At 62.5% G+C, this 21,035-nt stretch carries 21 protein-coding genes and 1 tRNA gene; 11 read left to right on the plus strand and 11 right to left on the minus strand.

The window, feature by feature from the left end; genetic code table 11:
* Nucleotides 1-171: 171 nt before the first annotated feature.
* The 3 genes from E7V67_001950 (at nt 172) to E7V67_001960 (ending at nt 2,997) form a co-directional block, all read left to right on the plus strand.
* Complete coding sequence (locus E7V67_001950; protein ID WUR13894.1) at nt 172-1,302, plus strand: histidine kinase; 1,131 nt, start codon at nt 172-174, stop codon at nt 1,300-1,302.
* Nucleotides 1,299-2,045 (plus strand): LytTR family DNA-binding domain-containing protein, encoded by a 747-nt coding sequence (locus E7V67_001955; protein ID WUR13895.1) that lies wholly within the window; start codon nt 1,299-1,301, stop codon nt 2,043-2,045. Before E7V67_001950 ends, E7V67_001955 begins: the two co-directional genes overlap by 4 nt.
* 109 nt (nt 2,046-2,154) lie before the next feature.
* The gene (locus tag E7V67_001960) at nt 2,155-2,997 is read left to right on the plus strand and encodes an alpha/beta fold hydrolase (protein ID WUR13896.1); all 843 of its coding nucleotides are present in this window, start codon (nt 2,155-2,157) and stop codon (nt 2,995-2,997) included.
* 23 nt (nt 2,998-3,020) lie between these two features.
* Here E7V67_001960 and E7V67_001965 read toward each other — a convergent pair whose 3' ends face one another.
* Entirely contained in the window at nt 3,021-3,509 is a 489-nt protein-coding gene (locus E7V67_001965) for a hypothetical protein (protein ID WUR13897.1), read from the minus strand.
* 364 nt (nt 3,510-3,873) lie between these two features.
* Between E7V67_001965 and E7V67_001970 the strand changes: the two genes are divergently transcribed.
* Nucleotides 3,874-4,179 (plus strand): hypothetical protein, encoded by a 306-nt coding sequence (locus E7V67_001970; protein WUR13898.1) that lies wholly within the window; start codon nt 3,874-3,876, stop codon nt 4,177-4,179.
* Here E7V67_001970 and E7V67_001975 read toward each other — a convergent pair.
* Nucleotides 4,154-4,645: a hypothetical protein gene (locus tag E7V67_001975; GenBank protein ID WUR13899.1), complete on the minus strand. Its 492-nt coding sequence runs from the start codon at nt 4,643-4,645 to the stop codon at nt 4,154-4,156. The genes E7V67_001970 and E7V67_001975 overlap by 26 nt on opposite strands.
* A gap of 2 nt (nt 4,646-4,647) precedes the next feature.
* On the minus strand, nt 4,648-5,745 hold the full coding sequence (locus tag E7V67_001980) for a hypothetical protein (GenBank protein WUR13900.1): 1,098 nt from the start codon (nt 5,743-5,745) through the stop codon (nt 4,648-4,650).
* Nucleotides 5,746-5,784: 39 nt separating this feature from the next.
* Between E7V67_001980 and E7V67_001985 the strand changes: the two genes are divergently transcribed.
* The 5 genes from E7V67_001985 (at nt 5,785) to E7V67_002005 (ending at nt 9,641) form a co-directional block, all read left to right on the plus strand.
* Entirely contained in the window at nt 5,785-5,913 is a 129-nt protein-coding gene (locus E7V67_001985; GenBank protein ID WUR13901.1) for a hypothetical protein, read from the plus strand.
* A 194-nt stretch (nt 5,914-6,107) separates the two neighbouring features.
* A complete protein-coding gene (locus tag E7V67_001990) occupies nt 6,108-6,239 on the plus strand; it encodes a hypothetical protein (protein WUR13902.1) in 132 nt (43 codons plus the stop codon).
* Nucleotides 6,240-7,146: 907 nt separating this feature from the next.
* Nucleotides 7,147-7,293, plus strand: coding sequence for an AlpA family phage regulatory protein (locus tag E7V67_001995; GenBank protein WUR16210.1), 147 nt, complete (start codon nt 7,147-7,149; stop codon nt 7,291-7,293).
* Nucleotides 7,294-7,792: 499 nt separating this feature from the next.
* Nucleotides 7,793-8,497, plus strand: coding sequence for a hypothetical protein (locus E7V67_002000; GenBank protein WUR13903.1), 705 nt, complete (start codon nt 7,793-7,795; stop codon nt 8,495-8,497).
* An 823-nt stretch (nt 8,498-9,320) separates the two neighbouring features.
* Nucleotides 9,321-9,641 carry a hypothetical protein gene (locus E7V67_002005; protein WUR13904.1) on the plus strand — a complete coding sequence of 107 codons (321 nt, stop codon included), beginning with the start codon at nt 9,321-9,323 and terminating at the stop codon, nt 9,639-9,641.
* A 470-nt stretch (nt 9,642-10,111) separates the two neighbouring features.
* On the opposite strand, the gene E7V67_002010 is transcribed toward E7V67_002005, so the two are convergent.
* Nucleotides 10,112-10,196: transfer RNA gene (locus E7V67_002010), tRNA-Leu, on the minus strand.
* A gap of 137 nt (nt 10,197-10,333) precedes the next feature.
* Between E7V67_002010 and E7V67_002015 the strand changes: the two genes are divergently transcribed.
* On the plus strand, nt 10,334-12,295 hold the full coding sequence (locus E7V67_002015; protein WUR13905.1) for an APC family permease: 1,962 nt from the start codon (nt 10,334-10,336) through the stop codon (nt 12,293-12,295).
* Nucleotides 12,296-12,491: 196 nt separating this feature from the next.
* Nucleotides 12,492-12,938: a hypothetical protein gene (locus E7V67_002020; protein WUR13906.1), complete on the plus strand. Its 447-nt coding sequence runs from the start codon at nt 12,492-12,494 to the stop codon at nt 12,936-12,938.
* A 66-nt stretch (nt 12,939-13,004) separates the two neighbouring features.
* On the opposite strand, the gene E7V67_002025 is transcribed toward E7V67_002020, so the two are convergent.
* From E7V67_002025 to E7V67_002055, 7 genes are all read right to left on the minus strand, one after another.
* Nucleotides 13,005-14,918 carry an AAA family ATPase gene (locus E7V67_002025; GenBank protein ID WUR13907.1) on the minus strand — a complete coding sequence of 638 codons (1,914 nt, stop codon included), beginning with the start codon at nt 14,916-14,918 and terminating at the stop codon, nt 13,005-13,007.
* A gap of 335 nt (nt 14,919-15,253) precedes the next feature.
* Complete coding sequence (locus E7V67_002030) at nt 15,254-16,051, minus strand: ABC transporter substrate-binding protein (GenBank protein WUR13908.1); 798 nt, start codon at nt 16,049-16,051, stop codon at nt 15,254-15,256.
* A 121-nt stretch (nt 16,052-16,172) separates the two neighbouring features.
* Nucleotides 16,173-17,885 (minus strand): glycosyltransferase family 39 protein, encoded by a 1,713-nt coding sequence (locus E7V67_002035; GenBank protein WUR13909.1) that lies wholly within the window; start codon nt 17,883-17,885, stop codon nt 16,173-16,175.
* A gap of 92 nt (nt 17,886-17,977) precedes the next feature.
* Nucleotides 17,978-18,247 carry a type B 50S ribosomal protein L31 gene (locus E7V67_002040; GenBank protein WUR13910.1) on the minus strand — a complete coding sequence of 90 codons (270 nt, stop codon included), beginning with the start codon at nt 18,245-18,247 and terminating at the stop codon, nt 17,978-17,980.
* 471 nt (nt 18,248-18,718) lie between these two features.
* Entirely contained in the window at nt 18,719-19,981 is a 1,263-nt protein-coding gene (rho, locus tag E7V67_002045) for a transcription termination factor Rho (protein WUR13911.1), read from the minus strand.
* Nucleotides 19,982-20,117: 136 nt separating this feature from the next.
* Nucleotides 20,118-20,444, minus strand: coding sequence for a thioredoxin TrxA (trxA, locus tag E7V67_002050; protein ID WUR13912.1), 327 nt, complete (start codon nt 20,442-20,444; stop codon nt 20,118-20,120).
* A gap of 162 nt (nt 20,445-20,606) precedes the next feature.
* Nucleotides 20,607-21,035: a response regulator gene (locus E7V67_002055; GenBank protein ID WUR13913.1), complete on the minus strand. Its 429-nt coding sequence runs from the start codon at nt 21,033-21,035 to the stop codon at nt 20,607-20,609.

Consider the following 21,035-nt stretch of genomic DNA (forward strand, 5'->3'; position numbering starts at 1 on the left):
TGAAATCCAGGTGAAATTGCCGGGATATCGATGAGCGGCGGCTCGACTGTCACTCCTGCCATCGCACCGACCCGCTCGGCGCCAGGGACTGCGCTTGCCGTTCGTCGCGCCAACTGTCGATTCGTCGCTCCCGCCTCGCCGGGCCGGGCGGGGGTACATTACACTGTCCGGATGTTCACGACTTCTACGTTGCGCCGTGCCTGGCGCTCGCTGTGGCAGCTGCGCGCGCGGCACGATGTCAGTCTGGCGGCCCGCCTGGTTCTCGTTTCCCTGCTCGCGCTGACGCTGGCGCTGGGCCTGATGTCCTTTGCCGCCGTGTTCGGCACCATCGACCGGCCCGGCTGGTGGTGGCCGTCGTTGCTGCCGCTGATCGGCATCTGCCTGTGCGTCCTGTATGGCATGTTCGGCACGCTGTGGCTGGCCGAACGGCTGTTGCCGGCCGCGCTGGTCGATCGCATGTCGGCGCTGGCCGACGTGCGTGCCGCGGCGATGCTGGCGGCGCTGGCCGGGGGCGGCATCGTCGTCGGACTGGCGACGGGCTTTACCGTCGTGCCGCGCCTGGCCGGTTTCGACATCGGAACGCTGTTCCGCTCGGTGCCGGTGGCGATCGCCAAGATCGCGCTGTTCCTGCTGTTGACCATGGCGGCGAACTGGAGTTTCTGGCGTTTCCGGCTGCGGCGCCAGCAACTGCGGCACGAGGCGCTCGATGCGCGCCTGCGGCTGCTGCAAGGGCAGATCGAACCGCACCTGCTGTTCAACACACTGGCCAACGTCCAGAGCCTGATGGATCACGATCCCGCGTGCGCCAAGCGCATGCTGGAATCGTTTTCCGACTACCTGCGCGCCAGCCTGTCGCAGCTGCGCGCGACCGAGAGCACCCTGGGCGCGGAATTGCAGACGGCGCAGAGTTACCTGGCGCTGCTGCAGATCCGCATGGAAGAGCGCCTGCATTTCTGTATCGAGGCCAGCGACGAGGCGCGCGCCGCCCCGATCCCTACGCTGATGCTGCAGCCGCTGGTGGAAAACGCCATCCACCATGGCCTGGAACCGAAGGTCGACGGCGGCAGCATCCTGATCGCGGGCCGCGTGCGTGGCGGCCGCCTGGAAGTGCGGGTGCGCGACGATGGCATGGGGCTGGCGGCGCCGTCGCGCCGGGTGCGTCCAGGCGCCGGGATGGCGCTGGCCAACCTGCGGGCACGCCTGCGCACGCGCTATGGCGCCGCGGCCAGTCTTACGCTGCACGCCGGGCCAGCGGGCGGGACCGAGGCGGTGCTGGAGCTGCCGCTGGAGCCGGCGGCATGACGCGCGCCCTGATCGCGGACGACGAGCCGCACCTGGCGCATTACCTGCGCGACCAGTTGCTGGCGCTGTGGCCGGGACTGGCGATCGTCGGCATGGCGCGCAATGGCATCGAAGCCGCCGCCGCCATCGCCGACCTGGAGCCCGACCTGGCCTTCCTCGATATCCAGATGCCCGGGCTGTCCGGCCTGGAAGTGGCGCAAGGCATCGAAGGGCGCACCCGCGTGGTGTTCGTGACCGCCTTCGACGAATACGCGCTGCAAGCCTTCGAGCACGCGGCGCTCGACTACGTGTTGAAGCCGGTGACAACGGCCCGGCTGGCGAAAACGGTGGCGCGGCTGCGCGCGGCGCCGCCCGGCGCCGAACCGGGTGCCGGCCTGGCACGGGTGCTGCACCAGCTGACGGCGCCGCCTCCCGGGCCGTGCCTGCGGTACATCCTCGCGGGGCAGGGCGCCACCACGGCCAACCTGGACGTGGCGCAAGTGCGCTTCTTCCACGCCGACGACAAGTACACGGTGGTGTCCAGCACCCGTGGCGAGCACCTGATCCGCACGCCGATCACGGAGCTGGTCGCCCAGCTCGATCCGGAGCGCTTCTGGCAAGTGCATCGCTCCACCATCATCAATCGCGCCTGGCTGGAGGGGACCCGCCGCGACGAAGCGAGCCGGCTGTTCGTGCGCATGCGCGGCCACGACGGCGAACTGCCTGTCAGCCGCGCCTTCGTCCACCTGTTCAAGGCCATGTGACCCGCGCGGCCGCCATTCGTCGGCCCTGCTGTCGATCCGTCGCACCACGCAGGCAATTGGCCGCGCGGTTCGCCATGCTGGCGTTTTCAACTCAACGTGAGAACGCGGCATGTTCAAGCCTTTCCGCTCCCTGATCCTGTCCTGCTGCTGCCTGGCCGCCGCCACCGCGGCCGCCCAAACGCAACCGACCGTGCAGGCCATCGGCGCTCGCAAGGTGGAGGCACTGACCGTGCGCCATCCGGCTTCCTGCTGCGTGGTGGTATTCGAAGCAGGTTCGCGCGGCACCATCGACAGATGGGCGGGCGTGCTGGCGGCCGCGAGTCGTGACGCCACCGTCTTCGCCTACAACCGGCCCGGCTACGGCAACAGCGACATCGCGACGACGCCGCGCGACGGCCGCACCATCGTCGAGGAACTGCGGCAGTTGCTGCGCCACCAGGGGCTGCGGCCGCCATACGTCCTGGTCGGCCATTCGCTGGGCGGCCTGTACATGCAGCTGTTCGCCAGGGCATACCCGGACGAGGTCAAGGGTGTCGTGCTGGTCGACGCGCTGTATCCGGGCGCGATCCGGCCCGTCGCGGACTTTCCCTGGACCACCCGCCTGGCCGGCCGCCTGCTGTTTTCGCGCACGGCGTGGCGCGAGATCGAGCAGATCGATGCGACGGGCAGGGAGGTGCTGGCGCTGCCGGACATCGACAACCTGCCGATCGTGCGCCTGGTGAACCGGCCGAAGGCGCATCCGGGCAAGGTACCGCCGATCGCTGTCGACTTCGGCGTCACCACGACGGACAAGGAAACGATCGAACGCATGCGCCGGCTGTACCCGAACGCGAAGACGGTGATGGTGGATTCGGACCACCAGATGCAGCAAGCGACGCCGGAGGTGGTTGTGCAGGCGATCCGCGACGTGCTGTACCTGTCGCCGGAAGTGCTGGCATCGGCGCGCAAGTAGCCGAGAGGGCGCGGCGGCCCCAGTCAGGCGTCGCTGCGTAACGCCTCGTGGACCGCCTTTTGCAAGCGGTCCTGCGCATTGTCGATCGCCGGCTTGAACTTCTTCAGGCGACGCTCCACTTCCACCAGCGCCAGCGGAATGGGGCAGAACATTGCCACCAGCAGGCCCAGCGCGCTTGCGGTTTCGATGGGAAAGGGCTTGGAGAATGCCGGTGCCACCAGCGCGAGCGTGCAGGCGATACCGGCGATAAAGCATAAAGCTTGCAGGCGGCGGATGTACGGCAGCAATGCAAAGCGTGCCGTGAAGATTTCGTTTTCCGCGGCGACGACGCGATTTTCCAGGGTTTCCCTGGTCGCGGCGTTGGCACGCGGCAGGACGACCGAGCGCACGTAGTCGACATACTCCATGCATCGCGCGATATAGCGCGAATGCCGGTCCATGATGACCGACCCTGCGAAGTTGATACCGCATGCCAGCTGAATGGCGCTGGATAAATCCATCAGTTCGATCATCGCGCTCTCGTAATGGCCGGGCAGGCATTGTTTTGGAAACGCCGTGCTCGGGTTTGCTCGCGGAACGGGTATCACTACCTTGTCCAAGGCAATAAAAAACCGCCATGCCGTGAAACATGCGGGTGGACGCCGACGCTGCTGTACCAATAATAGCGAATGGTGCGGGAGCCGGAATCGAAATATACCTTGGAAACCCGTATATATGAATACTTTCGCCGGTAATTCTGAAAAAAATTCCGTCAACGATACCGTGAGATCTTTGGTTGAATCGCTTGTCGTATGAGTGCAACCACTGCATAAGTCGAATTGCTTGAGGCATCGACGGACTCCGGACCCAGCCGATGCTCTGGCACAGCCAGACGTGTTGGCCGACCTTGACGATGTCGCCGACCGAGAGACTGCGGCCGCGTCCGAACTTCTCTTCGCGCTCCTCCCGGCGGCCAGGATTGTTCGTCAGGTCGAACAGCTCGTCGGCGATATCCTCGATCGGCAGATCGTCGCTCACCTCGATGGCCGCGCTGGTGCTGTAGCGGTTGTCCTGGTAGGCGGCGACCAACTGCGGTTGCTTGCCAATACTTTGAATTTTTCAGCCCGCGAAACTTTCTCATTGCTCCCTCGATTTCGAGGGAAGCTGTCGCACTCTGCTATCCCCGTCCGTTGGTATGAATAGCACGCCGCAAACGATCACGGGAAACTGCGTTCGTGGTATTCGAGAACAATGTATCCATAGGAAATAATACCATCTGCAAAATTATGACTTGCCAATACGACAGCACACAAAACAGAGCGAACATCGTTGCCTGAATATGTTGAATAGACTCCGTTTGCAACTTAACCCATGCGAATACCGGCGCCAAAATGACCAAGACGATTAAAAGAATGGCGGAATTTGCGCACGGCAGGAGCACCCGACGCAAGTTTGTATGGCCGAGGTCTGCCGCGCCCCCACGCAACCCTTGTTTCAAAACTTCCGGATATACGATCGCTAAGAGAGCGCCCATTACACCGAATACTATCGAGGTTGTAGTTCGAAGCGCTTCAAAATAAGGCCATTGTTCGCTGAGCGGTATAAGCGCGCCGACATTAAAGCCAACGGCTCCCACCATAATTGCAAGTATCAGGCGAAACAGAAACATATCTACTCCAGTGCGAGTATCCTCGCTCGGTGAACTTGAAGCTGACCCAGCAGCGCCTCAAGATTTACTAATTCTTCATCGATCCATACCACATCGAGCCGCTGTTTGTCTCTGGCATGGGATTTTCTTAGAAATTTCTTTGTGCCGTCTAACAGCTTAAATCCGAGGTCATTTTCGCTCGAGTCATCGATGTCGTCTTGCCAGGCTGCAATGCTGTAGTTGAGCTCGTCGAGCGTGAGCGACACAGGCAGTTCGATTCTGATTGGTGCTTCCTCGATCGCGGCTGGTGGTTTCTTGCCGATGCGGGAGACATCCAACAGCGTCTGCCACCACTCTCGGTCCCCAGGCTCCTGGGTAGTAATTACCGTCTTGCAAATCACACGAGCGATCTGACCGACGTTCGCGCGCAGGTAGTCCAAATCTCCGCCTTTGGGGATCGATTTTACGCTAAATGTAGGTCTAACGCCGTGCGGATGCGCGTCTTCACCTATGCCAGGACGGTAGCCCTTGACCACTATCGCGCCGTCGTCCCCAGGGTCACCCAAAACGACGTGGTCAGGGTTTACGTTCTTGAGAAACGATGTCACATAATTGCCGAAGTTGATGAGACCATGGCTCATATGCTTGAGACTGATGGCGGCGACTCGGGCTTCAGCGGGCATCACCCAAAAATACGTTGCGAAGCCAGGTATCCGGTCTCCATCGATCTCGGTAACCTCAGCTGAGGCCGCGCCGACGACGTCACCGATCCCCACGGACGAGACATGGTGCCTATTGCCTGGCAGTCGATTCCAGAGTGCAACAAGAAAGTCACCGTTTGCACCAGCATGAATGTCTAGTAGATAAGCCTCGGCATGTTCTGCTCCTTGGCCCGTCCCGGAAGTCGCGGTCTGACCGAGGACTTTCCCGTCGGCCCATGCTGCGAGCGCAGGGAAAATTGCCGCAAGGTTGCAGAACAGCGGCGCGCGGTCCTCATTTCCACGATACGAGTAATAGCCCGCGCGGTTGATTCTGTACAGCCAGATGGATACCTCTTGCAGCATCTCAAACCCTCTAGTCAAAAGAACATTGTATGCGTTCTGACTGTCAGGAAAAGTCACACATTCTCACCTGTCGCCCCAGTGCGACGGGTGCGTCTGTTGCGACATCTTGGCCACGACGTGCGCGCCGAAGACCTCCGCATCATCGCGCGGCTGATCGACGAGATGCCTGGCATGGGCGGCGGGGCCGGGAAGTGGCACCTCACGCCGGTAACGCACCTGCGCTGAGCCCCTGGGCCTCCCTCAACGCGAGGACACCCGGCAGCCAAATCTCAGGGATACACGGATCTCTCGGCTGAAAGTCCAGCCGTGGGCGGCACAGTTGGGCCGTCGCGATCACGCAGGCTGTGATCGGTGGTATCGTGGCGGAATAGTGGTTGTGACAGCAATGCGGCCCATGCCGTGAGCCTGATGGAGGTAGTATGCGTAGAGCGTCCTTGATCGTCATCATCGTGCTGCTTGTCGCGGTGGTGGGCTATCTCGCCATGGACCGGCAGGACAAGGAAGTCGCGCAGCAGCGCGACAAAGCTTTCGACGCCAAGTTCGCAAAGTAGCAGGCTACGCATTTAAGTTTGCCCTGCACGGCACCACGGCCTAGACCGCTGCACAATTTTGTGCCGTCAGCCGATCACCCAATGGCTGCGGCAACCGGCTGAAACTTCAGCGCGTCAACCAACGCAATTTTGAGTCGGTCGCAACCGGCACACTTTTGCGCCCGTTGTCCGACCCGTCACCAGGACCTCCCGCGAACGGGAGGGCCGCCGCGGAGCAAACCCGGATGTTCCTAGTAGGAACAACTGGGCGTGCCATTTCCAACGTTAGAAATCCGGGGCTGCAGAGCGGCCCAAGTGGTTTGGCTGATGTCGAGGCCGACGCAGATTTGTGTCAGCCGGCGATTGTGGGTGGTTCGGCTGACAGGCGCGATCTGTCAGCACCGGCGGCGCGTGGCCGGGCGGGCAGTGGGTGCTCACGTGATTCACACTTCCTCTCCACCAGCCAGCGAGCGCCCCACTTGAGCGTCCTGTCACGAGACGCGTAATGCCGCGCCGTCGATGTCGGCTATCGCGGCGCCGCCGACCGCTGCGGCATGACGGCCGCCGCCAGTACCACATCGCGCGGGCCAAAGCGTGCGCTACTGCCCAGCGCTACCCGTCGGCAGCAGCGCCAGCGGACAATCCCGCCGCGCTCGTCCAGCGGCTGCCTTGCCGGCGGCAGCGGCGCCGCGCCTATTCGGTCAGCGCATGCTGCTGCTCCTCCTTCTACGCCTGAATGCTTGAGGTGCAAATGCACCGTAATTCGGTGCATTTGCCTTTTTTAATTTGATTCCGGAAGCCAGTATGCACCTCGTTATCCAACAACGAAGAAGGCGTACTGATATGAACCAACTGCCAGAAACCGGCTTCCTGCGTGCCTCGCAAATCTTAGGCCGCCCGAAAGCGACCCCGCCGATCCCCACCCATTATTCCGGTCAGCCCCGCAACCTGGTGGGCCGGCGTCAAAAGTGGACGTTTCCCCTCGCCCGTAAAACTCGGGCCGCGCATGACTGCATGGCGCGTCGAGGACATCCGCGCGTTCATCTCCGCGCAGGCGCCTTTGCATGCGGCATAAGGTAAAACACGTCTCCGAAGGGAGCAGCAAATCGGCGAAGGGAGCGAAGGGAGCACAGTTTTTTATCTGCACTCTTCGACACTCTTCGTGCTCCCTTCGGTAGATTCAGGAGGCCCATCAGGTTTGCGGACGCCAATGAGCTGCGACGGCTACGCGTGAGCGTTTGTAAGGGGCTGGCGTGCTGGGACCATCGGGGACATCGGCAGGTACGCCGAGACGCTGCTAGACGCAGCAGGGTCTCGGCGTGGTTCTGGCCGAGGACAGGTTGCAAGCTGGCCAACTGATCGACAGCGTGGCTGCACAGAGCGCGTCGATAGTTCGATCGGCTAAGGCGAGCGATTGAGCTTGAGGCGGCATTGACTGGCAGTGCAGTAATAACGGCGCTCGAGTTCGTGCCCGCCGTTTCTCTGGCTCAAGTGCGGTGAAATTTTCGGTGTGCATACGCCACAGTTATACTTAGACTGCAGCAAGCCGCTGCGACATAATACGAGGAGCGATAGTGGAGCCTCTTCCGACAAAAAGAAGTAAGGGCGACTACGCCCGTGATACCGCGCGGGCCGCAATTTCTATGGTGCCAATGGCCGGCGGTCCCCTTCAGGTAGCGTTTGAAGCGCTGTTTTCTGCACCAATCGAGAAGCGCAAGGAGCGATGGCTGCAACAACTCTCCGAGGTGGTGGTTGAGCTTGGGGCGCGTGTTGACGAGCTGACGCCGGAACGTCTAGTACAAGATGATGTTTTTGTGACCGTAGTAATGCAGGCAAGCCAGATTGCCCTTCGAAATCACCAGTCAGAAAAGCTGGAGGCTTTGCGTAATGCCGTATTGAACGCTGTGCTCAGCACGATCGAGGAGGATGAGAAGTTCATCTTCCTGCGACTCATAGATCAGCTAGCACCCGTGCATCTCCGTCTGCTGAAGTTCCTGGACGATCCGGGTAAATGGATGGACGTCCATGGTATCGGCAACCCTGGCTGGAGCATGGGAGGGGTCTCGACAGTCATTGAACACTGCTTCCCAGCCATGGCAGGGCGACGAGAGGTGTACGACCAAGTTATCCGAGACCTTCAAACGGAAGGGCTAGTGTCCCAAGGTTCTTTCGCCCACGTGACGATGTCTGGAAGTGGAATGCTTGAGTCTCGATCAAGCCCACGTGGTCGGGCATTTCTGCAGTTCATCACCGATACCGCACTGTCTCGGCAGCCATAGCAATTCTGCTATTTACTGAGCGGTATCGGCCAAGGTCCTGCATCGGTCATCCGGTGCTATCGGCTGTCGCTGCCCACCCCGGCCGCAGTCAGCCGCTCGAATTTCGTTCGGCTGGTGTGCAGAGGACGACCGTCAGGTTGCCGCTGGTGAACGGGATGGCCGGCTGGCTACCGCATCGACGCGTCCGCAGATCCCCGGCCGCGCCTTCGTGCGAATTGCGTCCGAAGCTCGCAGCACTGCTACAGCCGCACCCGGCGGCATGGCCCGAATTTTCGGGGCATTGCACCAGGGTGCTGCTCGACGTCGCCGCAGCCTGTTGAAGCGCCGGCGCGGGCCTGACCCGGGCCGATCCGCTCTACCCACCGGTGGGCAAAGCGCGCACCGCGGTGCATTTGCTGATTTCCGGGCATTTGCTGATTTCTAGCCGGAAATCAAGTTAATCTAATGGCCGATTTCCCTATATATCAATGATTTAGGTGCATTCTCGCATTTGATTAAGTTTAAAAAGGGGATATTTTCTGCGCGTGAGGATACACGGGGTGTCCGGCCGAGGCGACCCTAGACTTTGAGCCACCGTCCCCCTCTTGTCCGAAACGATGAGCTATGATTGCCTATCGAATAACTCCTATGGTGGAAACGAATGGTTGAGTTCGTTAGAGGTTTGAGTCAGTCAGACCTCATTGCTACTGGGGCAATGCTAGTTTCGATACTTTCCGCCATCTACTCGAGCAGATCGTGGCTGGAGGATCGACGAGCAAACCGTCTAACATTGCTCGTAACGCAGCAAGAAATTTTTGATCGGTTCTATGCTGTGGCAAGACACATGGAACAAAAAGCCGACTTGGCAGAGCTAACTGTCGTGTCTGGCCTCTACCGGAGCAAGCTCTTGGCTCCCATGTATCTCCCGGCAGGTCTAGCGGCGGACTTTGTGGACTATTATGATGCCTGTTTTGCTATTGCTGATCGGCAGCGTACTCATCCTGGCTTGCACCAACGCACCATGGAGATTGAGGAAGCATTCCGCATAGAGCGCGAGCTTGCTCCGGAGATCGAGCGCGATCTCCTCGCACTAATGCGGGATGGAACTTACTACCGGGCCTGTTGGCTAACGCGGGTCAGTGCCTTTCTCACTCGCAAAGTATAGCTAGGCGCGGCTTGGTCCTAGTGTTCTGTCGGTACTAACCGCTGATGGCCACCGCTGGGGATCATTTCCGCCGACACCGCGCACGCGTGCGAGGGCAAAGGGAATCAGATTCCACGGTGCCAGGCGCATGGTCTCTAAATGGGAGTCTGGCTCACAATTAGACGTCGGCCCGCTCGGGTGGAGTCGGACTCCAGTTCCAGCATGGTGGAGCCGGGCTCCAGTACACATCGCAGCCTGGCCGCTCCGGCATTTCTGAACAGTCGGGCGGAATAAACGCTGATGGCTCTAGGGCTGGCGACCCGAACAGGTCCGGTCAATCTGAACGCTTTCCGGGTCTCGATCCTACCCTACGCAGAGTTCTGCGGAGGGTCTGCTGCGTCAAATGTCGGCCTGGCCGGCAATTGGCAAAGGGTCGCGTTTTGAAAACATGCGGGTTTTGAGCTTTTATGATGCTGTCTGATGCAGGTGGGTGGTGCCGGGAACCGGAATCGAACCGGTACGCCTTGCGGCGCGGGATTTTGAGTCCCGTGCGTCTACCTATTCCGCCATCCCGGCAACGCGCCGTGCATTATGAATGATTTGATCAGCTGCGGCAACCCTGCCAAGGTTGTTATCGTTCTGACAATCGGAGCCCGAACCGGATCGCGTATCATCTCGGCTGGCACGTAATGCCGGGCAACCGGCCAGCACGCATGAAAAACAACAAAATCCGCGAAATCATCCTGGGCAAGGCGCTCGATCCGATGGCCAGCGAAACGCGCCACTCGATGGCCCTGGTGGCCTTCCTGGCGTGGGTGGGGCTGGGGGCGGACGGCCTGTCGTCCTCCGCCTATGGCCCGGAAGAGACGTTCAAGGCGCTGGGCACGCATACGCACCTGGGCTTGTACATGGCCATCGCCACGGCCGTCACCGTGTTCATCATCGCGCTGGCGTACAACCAGGTCATCGAGCTGTTCCCGACCGGCGGCGGCGGTTATCGCGTCGCCACCAAGCTGGTGGGACCCTACCTGGGCCTGATTTCCGGCTGCGCCCTGATCCTCGACTACGTGCTGACGATCGCCATCTCCATCGCCTCCGGCGTCGATGCGCTGGCCTCGTTCCTGCCGCTGTGGTTCCAGCCCTATAAGCTATGGGCGGAAGCGTTCTTCATCGCGGTGCTGATCGTGATGAACCTGCGCGGCCTGAAGGAGGCGATCCAGATCCTGCTGCCGATCTTCGTCGGCTTCGTGCTGACGCACCTCGTGCTGATCGTCTACGGCATCGCCGCGCATGCTTCCTATCTGCCGGACCTGGTGCCGGGCACGCTGGACGAAACCTACACCCTGGCCGGTTCCATCGGCTGGAGCGGCGTGGCCGCGATGCTGCTGCTGGCGTATTCGCAGGGCGGCGGTACCTATACTGGCCTGGAGGCCGTGTCGAACAACGTCAACCTGCTGGCAGAGCCGCGCGTGCGCACCGGCAAGGTGACGATGATCTACATGGCGCTGTCGCTGGCCGTGACGGCCGCCGGCATCATCCTGCTGTACCTGTTGTGGGACGCGTCGCCGATCCATGGCGAGACCCTGAACGCGACGACGTTCCGCAGCATCATCGAGAACGCCAACCCGGGCGGAGGTGTCGCCAACCAGATCATGCTGGCCATCGTGCTGGCGTTCGAGGCGGGCCTGCTGTTCGTGGCCGCCAACACCGGCTTCCTGGGCGGGCCGTCCGTGCTGTCGAACATGGCGGCCGACTCGTGGGTGCCGCACAAGTTCCGCTACCTGTCCACGCGCCTGGTCACGCAGAACGGCATCCTCGTCATGGGCCTGGCAGCGCTGGCGATCCTGTTCTGGACGGGCGGCAGCGTCACCTTGCTGGTCGTGCTGTATTCGATTTCCGTGTTCCTGACGTTCGCGATTTCCCTGTTCGGCCTGTGCCTGTATTGGGCGCGCAACCGCAAGAAAGGCACCCACTGGTTGCGCCGGCTGCTGCTGTCGGCGCTGGGCTTCATCATCTGCGCCGGCATCCTGGTCGTGCTGCTGGTCGAGCGCTTCGCGCAGGGCGGCTGGGCAACCGCGCTGATCATCGGCGCGATCGCCACGTTGTGCATCTTCATCCGCAACCACTATCGTGAGACCAAGCAGGCGATTCACTCGGTCGACGAGGTGTTCGCCACGCAGCCGTTCGGCCCGAACCGCGAGCCCATCGAACCGGACCCCCAGGCGCAGACGGCTGTGTTCATCGTCGGCACGTCGCGCGGCGGCGGGCTGCATGCGCTGCTGTGGGTGCAGCGGATGTTCCCGAACCACTTCAAGAACTTCCTGTTCGTCAATGCCCGCACGGTCGACGCGCACGCGTACGGCGGCGAGGGTGCGATGGACAAGATGCGCGCCGAGGCGGCCGAGACGCTGGAGTACTTCGTCGACTTCTGCCACAGCCACGGCATGGCCGCGTCGTCTTACCTGGGCTTCGGCACGGATGCGGTCGACGAGGTCACGCGGCTGTGCGAGGAAATCAGCCGTGAGTTCCCGCACGCGATCTACTTCACCAGCAAGCTGATCTTCACCGCCGACAACTGGCTGGTGCGCATGCTGCACAACCAGGCTTCGCTGGCGGTGCAGCGGCGGCTGCATCTGGAGGGGTTGCAGATGGTGATCCTGCCAATGAAGGTGTGATGGCCGGGCTCGCGCGCCGGCAGGCGCTGCGGCCCATCCATAACGCCATCCAACCGACGCCGCTTGCAGCCTGTCCCCGAAATCCTGCGCTTCATCGCTTTCCAGGCGACCGCCAACCCTCCGTTTGTTACCTTGTCACTGTTGCCGCACATTACAGAGAGGCGGCGACGACCTGGCAACCACTCGGAGAACCCCCATGAACCACGTACTGACCCGTGCCGTCGCGGCACTCAGCTTTGCCGTCGCCGGCCTTGCCGCCGCCGCCCCGCAAACCGCCGATACCACCGTGCCCGTTCCCGCCGCCCGCGCGACATACCAGCTTGCTCCACACGAGTTCGATGACTACGCCTTCAGCTATCGCCTGGCCAACGGCCAGGTCGCCGAGTTCGTCGAGCAGGGCGACCGGCAATACGTGGTCGTGCGCAACCATGGCATGACGCAGACGATGAGTGCGCTGCAGACCAAGCGCGTGACGCCCGTGCAGCTGCTGGCGGTCGGCCCGGGCAAGTTCGTCACCCGCGACGGCGTCGAACTGAGCTTCGCCAACGAAGGCGAGATGGTGACGATTACCAACTTCGAGCGCCTGCCGCGCGCGAAAGTGGCGCCAGCCGACATCGGCAAGCCTACGCTGGCATTTCGCTGATCCGCGCGTGCCGCGCCCAATGAAAAAGGCCCGCTCGAAAGCGGGCCTTGTCATGTGCGCGGCAGCTTACGCTGCCAAGCGCAGCGGTACCGGATCGAGGCGCTCTTCCAGCAGCGCGAAGATGGCGTCCTTCGACAGCACGTAGCGTTCCATCAGCACGTCCTTCAGCGATTCCATCACGTCGCGGTAGTCGCCGATCGACTTCAGGGTCTGGCTGTACAGTTCATCGGCCTTGGCTTCCACCTGCACCAGCGTGTGTTCGCCCGACGTTTCGTTCTTGAACTGGCTGTAGTCCAGCTTCGAGCGCGAGTACATCGACAGGCGGTTGACCATCATGTCCAGCATCGAGGTCGCCTTCTGGATGTCGTTCTGGCTCCCGACCGAAATGCCGCGGGCGCCGTAGAACAGTTCCTCGGCCGCCACGCCGCCGTACAGCTGCATGACGTCGCGTTCCATCTCTTCCAGCGTGCGCAGCGACATGTCGTCACCGGCGGACAGCACATAGCCCAGCGCGTTCAGTTTCGATACCGATTCCGTGCTGATCTTCAGCAGGTGCGACTTTTCCTTTACTTCCGCCAGGGACAGGCCTTCGCGCAGGTACGGGTCGATCTGCATGAAGAAGTGGCCCAGTTCGTGCAGGGCGATACGCTCGCGCTGGCGGGTCTTCTCGGCCGTCGTGGCGCGGTCGGTCAGGCCGATGGTGGCGCGCTCGAAGGCGCGGAACATCAGGTCCGTATTGATGACGGTCTTCTCCTGGATCGACAGCAGCGAGGCGCGGTCCACCACGGTTTCCAGCAGCGCGGGGCTGAGGTTGTTGGTGATCTCGGCCACCTGGCCCAGGTCCATGTCGTTCCAGTCCACCAGGCCGTCTTCCTTGCGTTTCAGGAACGAGCGCAGCAGCTCTTCGCGCTCCGACCTGTTCGGCAGGCGGAAATTGATCTTGACGGAGAAGCGGCGCAGCATGGCTTCGTCCATCTGCGAGTTGTTGTCGTCGAAGTTCGACGCCACGACCCAGATGACACCCTTGCCTTCGTCGCTCTTGACGCCGTCCAGCAGGCCCAGCAGCGTGTTGGCGGTGTCGTCTTCCCACTTCTTCTCGCCGCGGCCGCGCGGCATGAACAGCGCCTGCGCCTCGTCCAGGAAGATGATGCAGTTGCCGCGTGCGGCCGCCTTGCGGTACAGCGCATTCAGCGACTTGGAACCGCCACCGATATAGCCCGATTCCAGCGCCGAGCCCGAGGCCGAGATCAGTGGATAGCCCAGGCGCTTGGCCAGGTAGCCGGCCAGCTTGGTTTTACCCGTACCGGCAGGGCCCGTCAGCATGACGTTGAACGGCTTGTCGATATTGTGCTGCTTGTACACGCTGCGGTTGCGGATCATGTCTTCCAGGTGCAGCACTTCCTGCTTGATGTCTTCCATGCCGATCAGGTCGTCCATCGAGCCCTTCAGCTTGTCCGGGGTGATGACGGCGGCGGACATGCCCATGCCCGGGATGCCGAACTTCAGCACGAACAGCAGCAGGGTGACGAGGAAGATGTCGAAGGCGTGACGGCGGGCGAAGCCGGTGACGGTGGCCATCGTGCCGCCGTCGTCCTGCAGCACGGCCTTGTGCGACGCCAGGTACTCTTCCTTGGCGATGGCATACGGCAGGCCGTTACGCAGCAGCACCTCGCGCTCCAGCGACAGGTGCGAGGTGCTCGGCACCTTCACCACGTGCAGCTGGGCCGAGTCCTTGTATTTGTAGATGTAGCGCGGCGCGTCCGACAGCGGACGGGCGATCAGCAGGTAGTCCAGCTTGTCGCGCTGGCCCACCAGGGCCGTGATCTCGGAAATGTTCTGCGAGCGTACGACCGGGCTGCCATCTTGCGTCGTCTCGTTGCCGAGGACTGCAAAGGCGACGGCCCCGATCGTCAGGACAACCAGGGCGATGCGCACCCAGGTGTTCTTGAGAGCGAGCTGAAGTTTGTAGAGATTGAACATTGGCAGACTCAATAAGGGACAAACACGTGAAACGAATGTCGATACAACGAGATGGGCTGTGCGCGTGGGCGCGGCGCTCAGCACAGACCTCGGGATCCGGCGCGCGGTTAGCGGGGCACAACCGGGAAGTCGTGTCGCTGTGCATGGAGGCTGCTTGGGGGGCAGCTTTTATTTCCGATAAGGGCTTGTCCCTTAATGCCGAGCGGCAACGTAGCGTATATGTGGACTATACCGGCGTCCGCAAGCTTTGTCTTTAGTTTCCTCAAGAAAAAACAATGCCGTGCAACACCTTTTTACGCTTGTCGTTACCGCTTGTCTACTCGGTTTTACAAGTGTTACTTCTGCGCTTCCAGCTCTTCGTATCGGCGGTCGATGTTCTTGAGCGTGCCGTCGCGCCGCAGCGTTTCAAAGGTGGCATTCAGGCGGTCGACCAGGGCGTCCGGCGTGGTGGCGTTGCAGGCGAGGTAGAGCTGCACCTTGTTGAAGACGAGTACCGGCACGAGCTTGCCGCCCATCGTCAGGCGCTCCAGCATATTGCTGTCGGTACGGGTGGCGACGGCCCACAGGTCGATACGGTTCAGCAGCAGCTTCTGCTGGTTGGCCATGTCGTTCTGCAGCGCGTCGACGTTGAAGCCGCGGCTGCGCAGGTATTCGCCGCGCGCGTCGCCGTTGTAGGCGCCGATGCGCAGGTTGCGCGCGTCCTCCAGCGTCTTCAGCTGGAACGAGTGGCCGGCGCGGCCCAGCAGCAGCCATTCCGTGCTGTTGATGGGGCCGACCCACTTGAAGAATTTCTCCCGCTCCGGCGTGCGCGACGTCGAATAAACGCAGGTCAGCGGATCGCGCTGGGCCATCACGTAGGCGCGCTTCCACGGCAGGATGTCGATCCGGTACGGCACGCCGGCACGCTGCAGCAGCGCATGGATCTTGTCGGTCTGGTAGCCAGTCGGCCTGCCGTTGACGAGCATGCTCGACGGCGGCGTGTTTTCGCCCGTGATGACGAGCGCGGGCCAGGTCGGCGCGGGGGCCTGCTGGGCGGGCCCGGGACGTACTTCGGCGGTCGGGCCGACGGTGCCGCCAGCCATGGCGGGGCCCAGTACTGCCAATGCTGCCAGGGCCACTGCCGATTTCCACATAATGATTCACCAAAGCAAGAACGACTTCAGCATAGCCGATCGGCTGGCAAGCAGCAAGGTAGCACGGCAGCTAAGCTTGACGGCGTTGCGGGCGCGCCGCGCGCCATTGGCTCACAACGGGCTACGGCGCCCGCCGCAGCAGGCGGAAACGTTCGCTGCGGTCGCTGGCGCGGCGGCCTTCCCACAGCACGGTCCAGTTGCCCGCCGGGGTCTTGCCGGCATTCGGGCCGCGCACGTCGTACTGCCACAGCAGCAACTGGCATCCGGTCTGGCCGACCGCGCTGAACGGCAGCTTGCCGAAATAGGCAAACGAGGCGCGCTGGGCCGGGCCGGCATTGGTGGCGATGCAGTCCGTATCGGCCGGCAACGCTTCCGCCACCTGGCGCGCCACTGTCGCGTAGCTCTTGCTGTAGTTCATGTGCGGCAGGAACAAAGTCATCAGCAGGATCCAGATCAGGATCACGCCGCCGGAGGACAGCACGACGGCCCGCCACAGCACGGAAGGGCGCCGCGACACGCGCCATTGCACCAGCAGGAACCAGCCCAGCGTGGCGGCGGCCGCCACGATCGTTGCCAGCCAGTTCACTTCCGGCACGTAGCCGGGAAGCAGTTTCAGCACGTTGTGCGCGGGGCGCGGCGGCCAGCCCGTCAGCTGGGCATACCAGAAGATCCACAGCACGGCCGCGCCCAGGGTCAGCACGGTGACGGAGAACCAGTCGATGGCGTTGATGGCGCCGCGCTGCACCGTCAGCAGGCCGAACGCGGCCATGATCGCCAGCGGCGGCATCAGCATCAGCAGCTGGGCGTGTTCCGGTGCGGGATGCAGCAGCAGCAGCAGCGTGGCGATCGTCACGAAGGTGGTCGGCACGACGATGTGCAGCAGGTTGCTCTGGCGCCGCCAGGCGTAGGCGGCCCACAGCGCGAACGGCCAGGCCGGCCAGAAGAACCAGACGCCGTCGCGCAGGAACGCCTGCACGGCGCGCAGGTTGGGCAGGCCGATCTGCGCATTGTTCCAGGCCAGCCAGGCCGCCAGCGGCGCCTGGCCATAGGGGCGTGTCAGCATCGCAGGGACGGTCCAGGGCAGGGTGACGGCGGCCGCGACCAGCAGCGACAGCAGCAGGTGCGGCAGGGTGCGCGCGGCCGGCATGGCCAGGAAGCGGGTGCAGATGAACAGGGCCACCAGCAGGGCCGCCGGTGGCACCCAGCCGCGCGTCAGGGTCATCAGGCCCAGCGCCAGGCCGATCAGGGCCGCGTTGCGCGGGCAGGGACGCTCCATGTAGCGCACCGAGCGGTACAGGGTCAGCGCCAGCAGGGCCGTCAGCAGCGGTTCGGAGGTCGTCTCATGGCTGTGCTGCAATAAGCCCAGGCAGCCGAGATAGATCAAGAGCGCCGCATCGGCCAGGGTGCGGCCGAAATCGTCCGGCTCGGGCTGGCCGCCGAACGCCAGTTTCAAAGGCTGCGCCTCGGGACGGCGGCCCAGGTGGAAGGTGGTGAACCACAGCGAGAGCGCACCCAGCAGGAAGATGCCGATGGTGGCGACGCGCGCCGCCAGGATGTCGCCCAAAAGCGGGCCCAGCAGCTTGATGCACAGCGCACCCAGCCAGAACATCAGCGGGCCTTCCTCCGGCATCGACATGCCGGCGATATTCGGCCACAGCCAGTCCTGCCAGGTGCCTTGCGCCATCGTCCACATGATGCCGAAGCTGGCGGCGTCGTCGTTCTTCCACGGCGCGCGCCCGATCACGCCTGGCAGGATGTACAGCAGGGCCAGGGCGAACAGCGCCCAGCGGGGCAGGGCGAGGGTGGCGGAGGCGGGCAGGCGGACAGGCTTCATGGATCAGGGTGACTTACCGATGGAAACTGGAGTATCGGGGATAACAATAAAAAAAGGCAGCCGCAGCTGCCTTTTTTTAGCGACCAGGAGGATTAACCTGCTGCGACGGCGGTCTTCGAACCGACCTTGCCGAACTTCTGGCGGAATTTTTCCACGCGGCCGGCGGTGTCGACGATCTTGTGCTGGCCCGTGAAGAACGGGTGCGATTCCGACGAAACCTCGATCTTCACCAGCGGGTAGTCTTTACCTTCGTGGTTGATCGTTTCGCGGGTCTGGATCGTGGAACGGGTGACGAACTTGAAGTCGCACGACAGGTCGTGGAACACAACTTCGCGGTAATCTGGATGGGTATCGGCTTTCATGTGCTTCTCTCTAAAGTTTGGTAGCCAAACAGCACTTCGTCGGTCCTACAGCTTCTCGACCCGATTGCCGCTCACTTGCCATGGTTAAAAACAGCCGGGGATTATACCAAAGATCCCCCGCGGGCGAAAAAAACCGGTGACAGTCACCGGTTTCCTCGGCGTGCACCATAGGGTCTGTCCCCTTGGGGACTGACCCTGAAGTTTGGCGGCCTAGTCGGCGAAATACGCGCAAACTTCGGGGTCAGTCCCCTCTGGGGACAGACCCCAGGCGTCAGCCACCCCGGCGGTGGAGCAGGGGTTTCGTGGGGCCCAGCCCCACGCCTGCGCAACGGATCGGCCTTGCAAGGCCGATCTCCTTGGCGCCTGTGGCTTCAGCCACCCCGGCGGTGGAGCAGGGGTTTCGTGGGGCCCAGCCCCACGCCTGCGCAACGGATCGGCCTTGCAAGGCCGATCTCCTTGGCGCATGTGGCGTCAGCCACCTCTGCGCATCATGTCGAAGAACTCCGTATTGGTCTTCGTTGCGCGCATCTTGTCGAGGATGAACTCCATCGCCTCGATCTCGTCCATCGAGTACAGGAGCTTGCGCAGGATCCAGATCTTCTGCAGCTGGTCCGGCTTGATCAACAGTTCCTCGCGGCGGGTGCCGGACTTGTTCAGGTTGATGGCCGGGTAGACGCGCTTCTCGGCCAGGCGGCGCTCCAGGTGCACCTCCATGTTGCCGGTACCCTTGAATTCCTCGTAGATCACGTCGTCCATGCGCGAGCCCGTTTCGATCAGCGCGGTCGCGACGATCGTCAGCGAGCCGCCTTCCTCGACGTTACGGGCGGCGCCGAAGAAACGCTTCGGACGCTGCAGCGCGTTGGCGTCCACACCGCCCGTCAGCACCTTGCCGGAGGCCGGGATCACGGTGTTGTAGGCGCGTGCCAGGCGGGTGATCGAGTCCAGCAGGATCACCACGTCCTTCTTCATCTCGACCAGGCGCTTGGCCTTTTCCATCACCATCTCGGCGACCTGCACGTGGCGCGTGGCCGGTTCGTCGAAGGTCGATGCGACCACTTCGCCGCGCACCGAGCGCTGCATCTCCGTCACCTCTTCCGGACGCTCGTCGATCAGCAGCACGATCAGCGTGACGTCGGGGTGGTTGGCGGTGATCGCATGGGCGATGTGCTGCAGCATCACGGATTTACCGGACTTCGGCGACGCCACCAGCAGGCCGCGCTGGCCTTTGCCGATCGGGGCGATCAGGTCGATGATGCGGCCGGTGATGTTTTCCGCGCCGTTCATCTCGCGCTCCAGGCGCAGCGGCTCGTTCGGGTGCAGCGGCGTCAGGTTCTCAAACAGGATGCGGTGCTTCGAGGCTTCCGGCGATTCGCCGTTGACCTTGTCTACCTTGACCAGTGCGAAGTAGCGTTCGCCGTCCTTCGGCGTGCGTACTTCGCCTTCGATCGAATCGCCCGTGTGCAGGTTGAAACGGCGGATCTGGGACGGGGAAATATAGATGTCGTCCGTGGACGCCATGTAGCTGGCGTCAGGGGAACGCAGGAAGCCGAAGCCATCCGGCAGCACTTCGAGGGCGCCGTCGCCGAAGATCTGCTCGCCCGCTTTGGCGCGCTTCTTCAGAATGGCGAACATCAGTTCCTGCTTGCGCAAGCGCGCAGCGTTGTCGATATCCAGACCGATGGCCATTTCCAGCAATGCCGAAACGTGCAAGGCCTTTAATTCAGATAGATGCATAGGTGTTTGAGTGTCCCGTGACGGGAAAGTAAGGTAGGGGAGGGAACTGCGTGGACTAAATTATCAAAAGGGACGGGCTGGAGCCTCGATCCCTGCCAGGCAGGCAGTGCTGCGGGCGCAGCACTGCCTATATTACTCAAATATTGCTGTCGATGAAAGAGGTCAGTTGGCCTTTTGCCATCGCGCCCACTTTCTGGGCAGCCGGAACGCCGTTCTTGAACAGGATCAGGGTCGGGATGCCGCGGATGCCGAACTTGCCCGGCACGGTCTGGTTGGCGTCCACGTCCAGCTTGGCGATCGTCAGCTTGCCGTCGTATTCCTTGGCGACTTCTTCCAGGATCGGTGCAATGCTCTTGCACGGACCGCACCATTCGGCCCAGAAATCGACCAGCACGGGACGGTCGGATTTCAGCACGTCCGCCTCGAACGACGCGTCGGTAATGTGTTTGATGTTTTCGCTCATGTTTTTGCCTCGTCAGGAGGAAGGATTAAGGTTGCCTGGCAATGCGACGGGGAAGCTTTGTGCCCACGTCATCGCCGGGATGAAACGGCAGATGGAGACGGCACACGCTAATTCAATGCACGTTGCAAGTGGGAATCAGGCGGGAATGGATCAAATAATAACCTATTTTACGCCACCGTGCGCCGACGGGCGGGGACGTGCCTGGCGCTGCTGCCAGGCCTGTGCCAGCAGGTCCGCCAACGCCGCGCGGGGCACCGGTTTGCTGCAGGCGCCGAGGATCGTCAGGCCCTGCGCCATCGCCAGCGTCTCGGCCGCGCGCAGGATGCCGCTGTCCATGCCGGACAGCAGGAGCACGCAGCCGTCGAAGCGTGCCTCGGCCGCCGCGCGCAGGTATTCGATGCCGTCCATATCGGGCATCGACAGGTCGCAGATCAACAGGTCCGGGCCGAATTCGGGCAGCGCCGCCAGCGCGCGGCGTGCGTCGCTTTCGGCGCGCACGTTGTCGTAGCCCAGCCCGTGCAGCATTTCCGTCAGCAGCTCCAGCATGAACGTATCGTCGTCGAGCAGCAGGATCCTTAGCGCGGTAGTCAT

The sequence above is a fragment of the [Empedobacter] haloabium genome (assembly GCA_008011715.2).
GTDB lineage: Bacteria > Pseudomonadota > Gammaproteobacteria > Burkholderiales > Burkholderiaceae_D > Rugamonas > Rugamonas haloabia.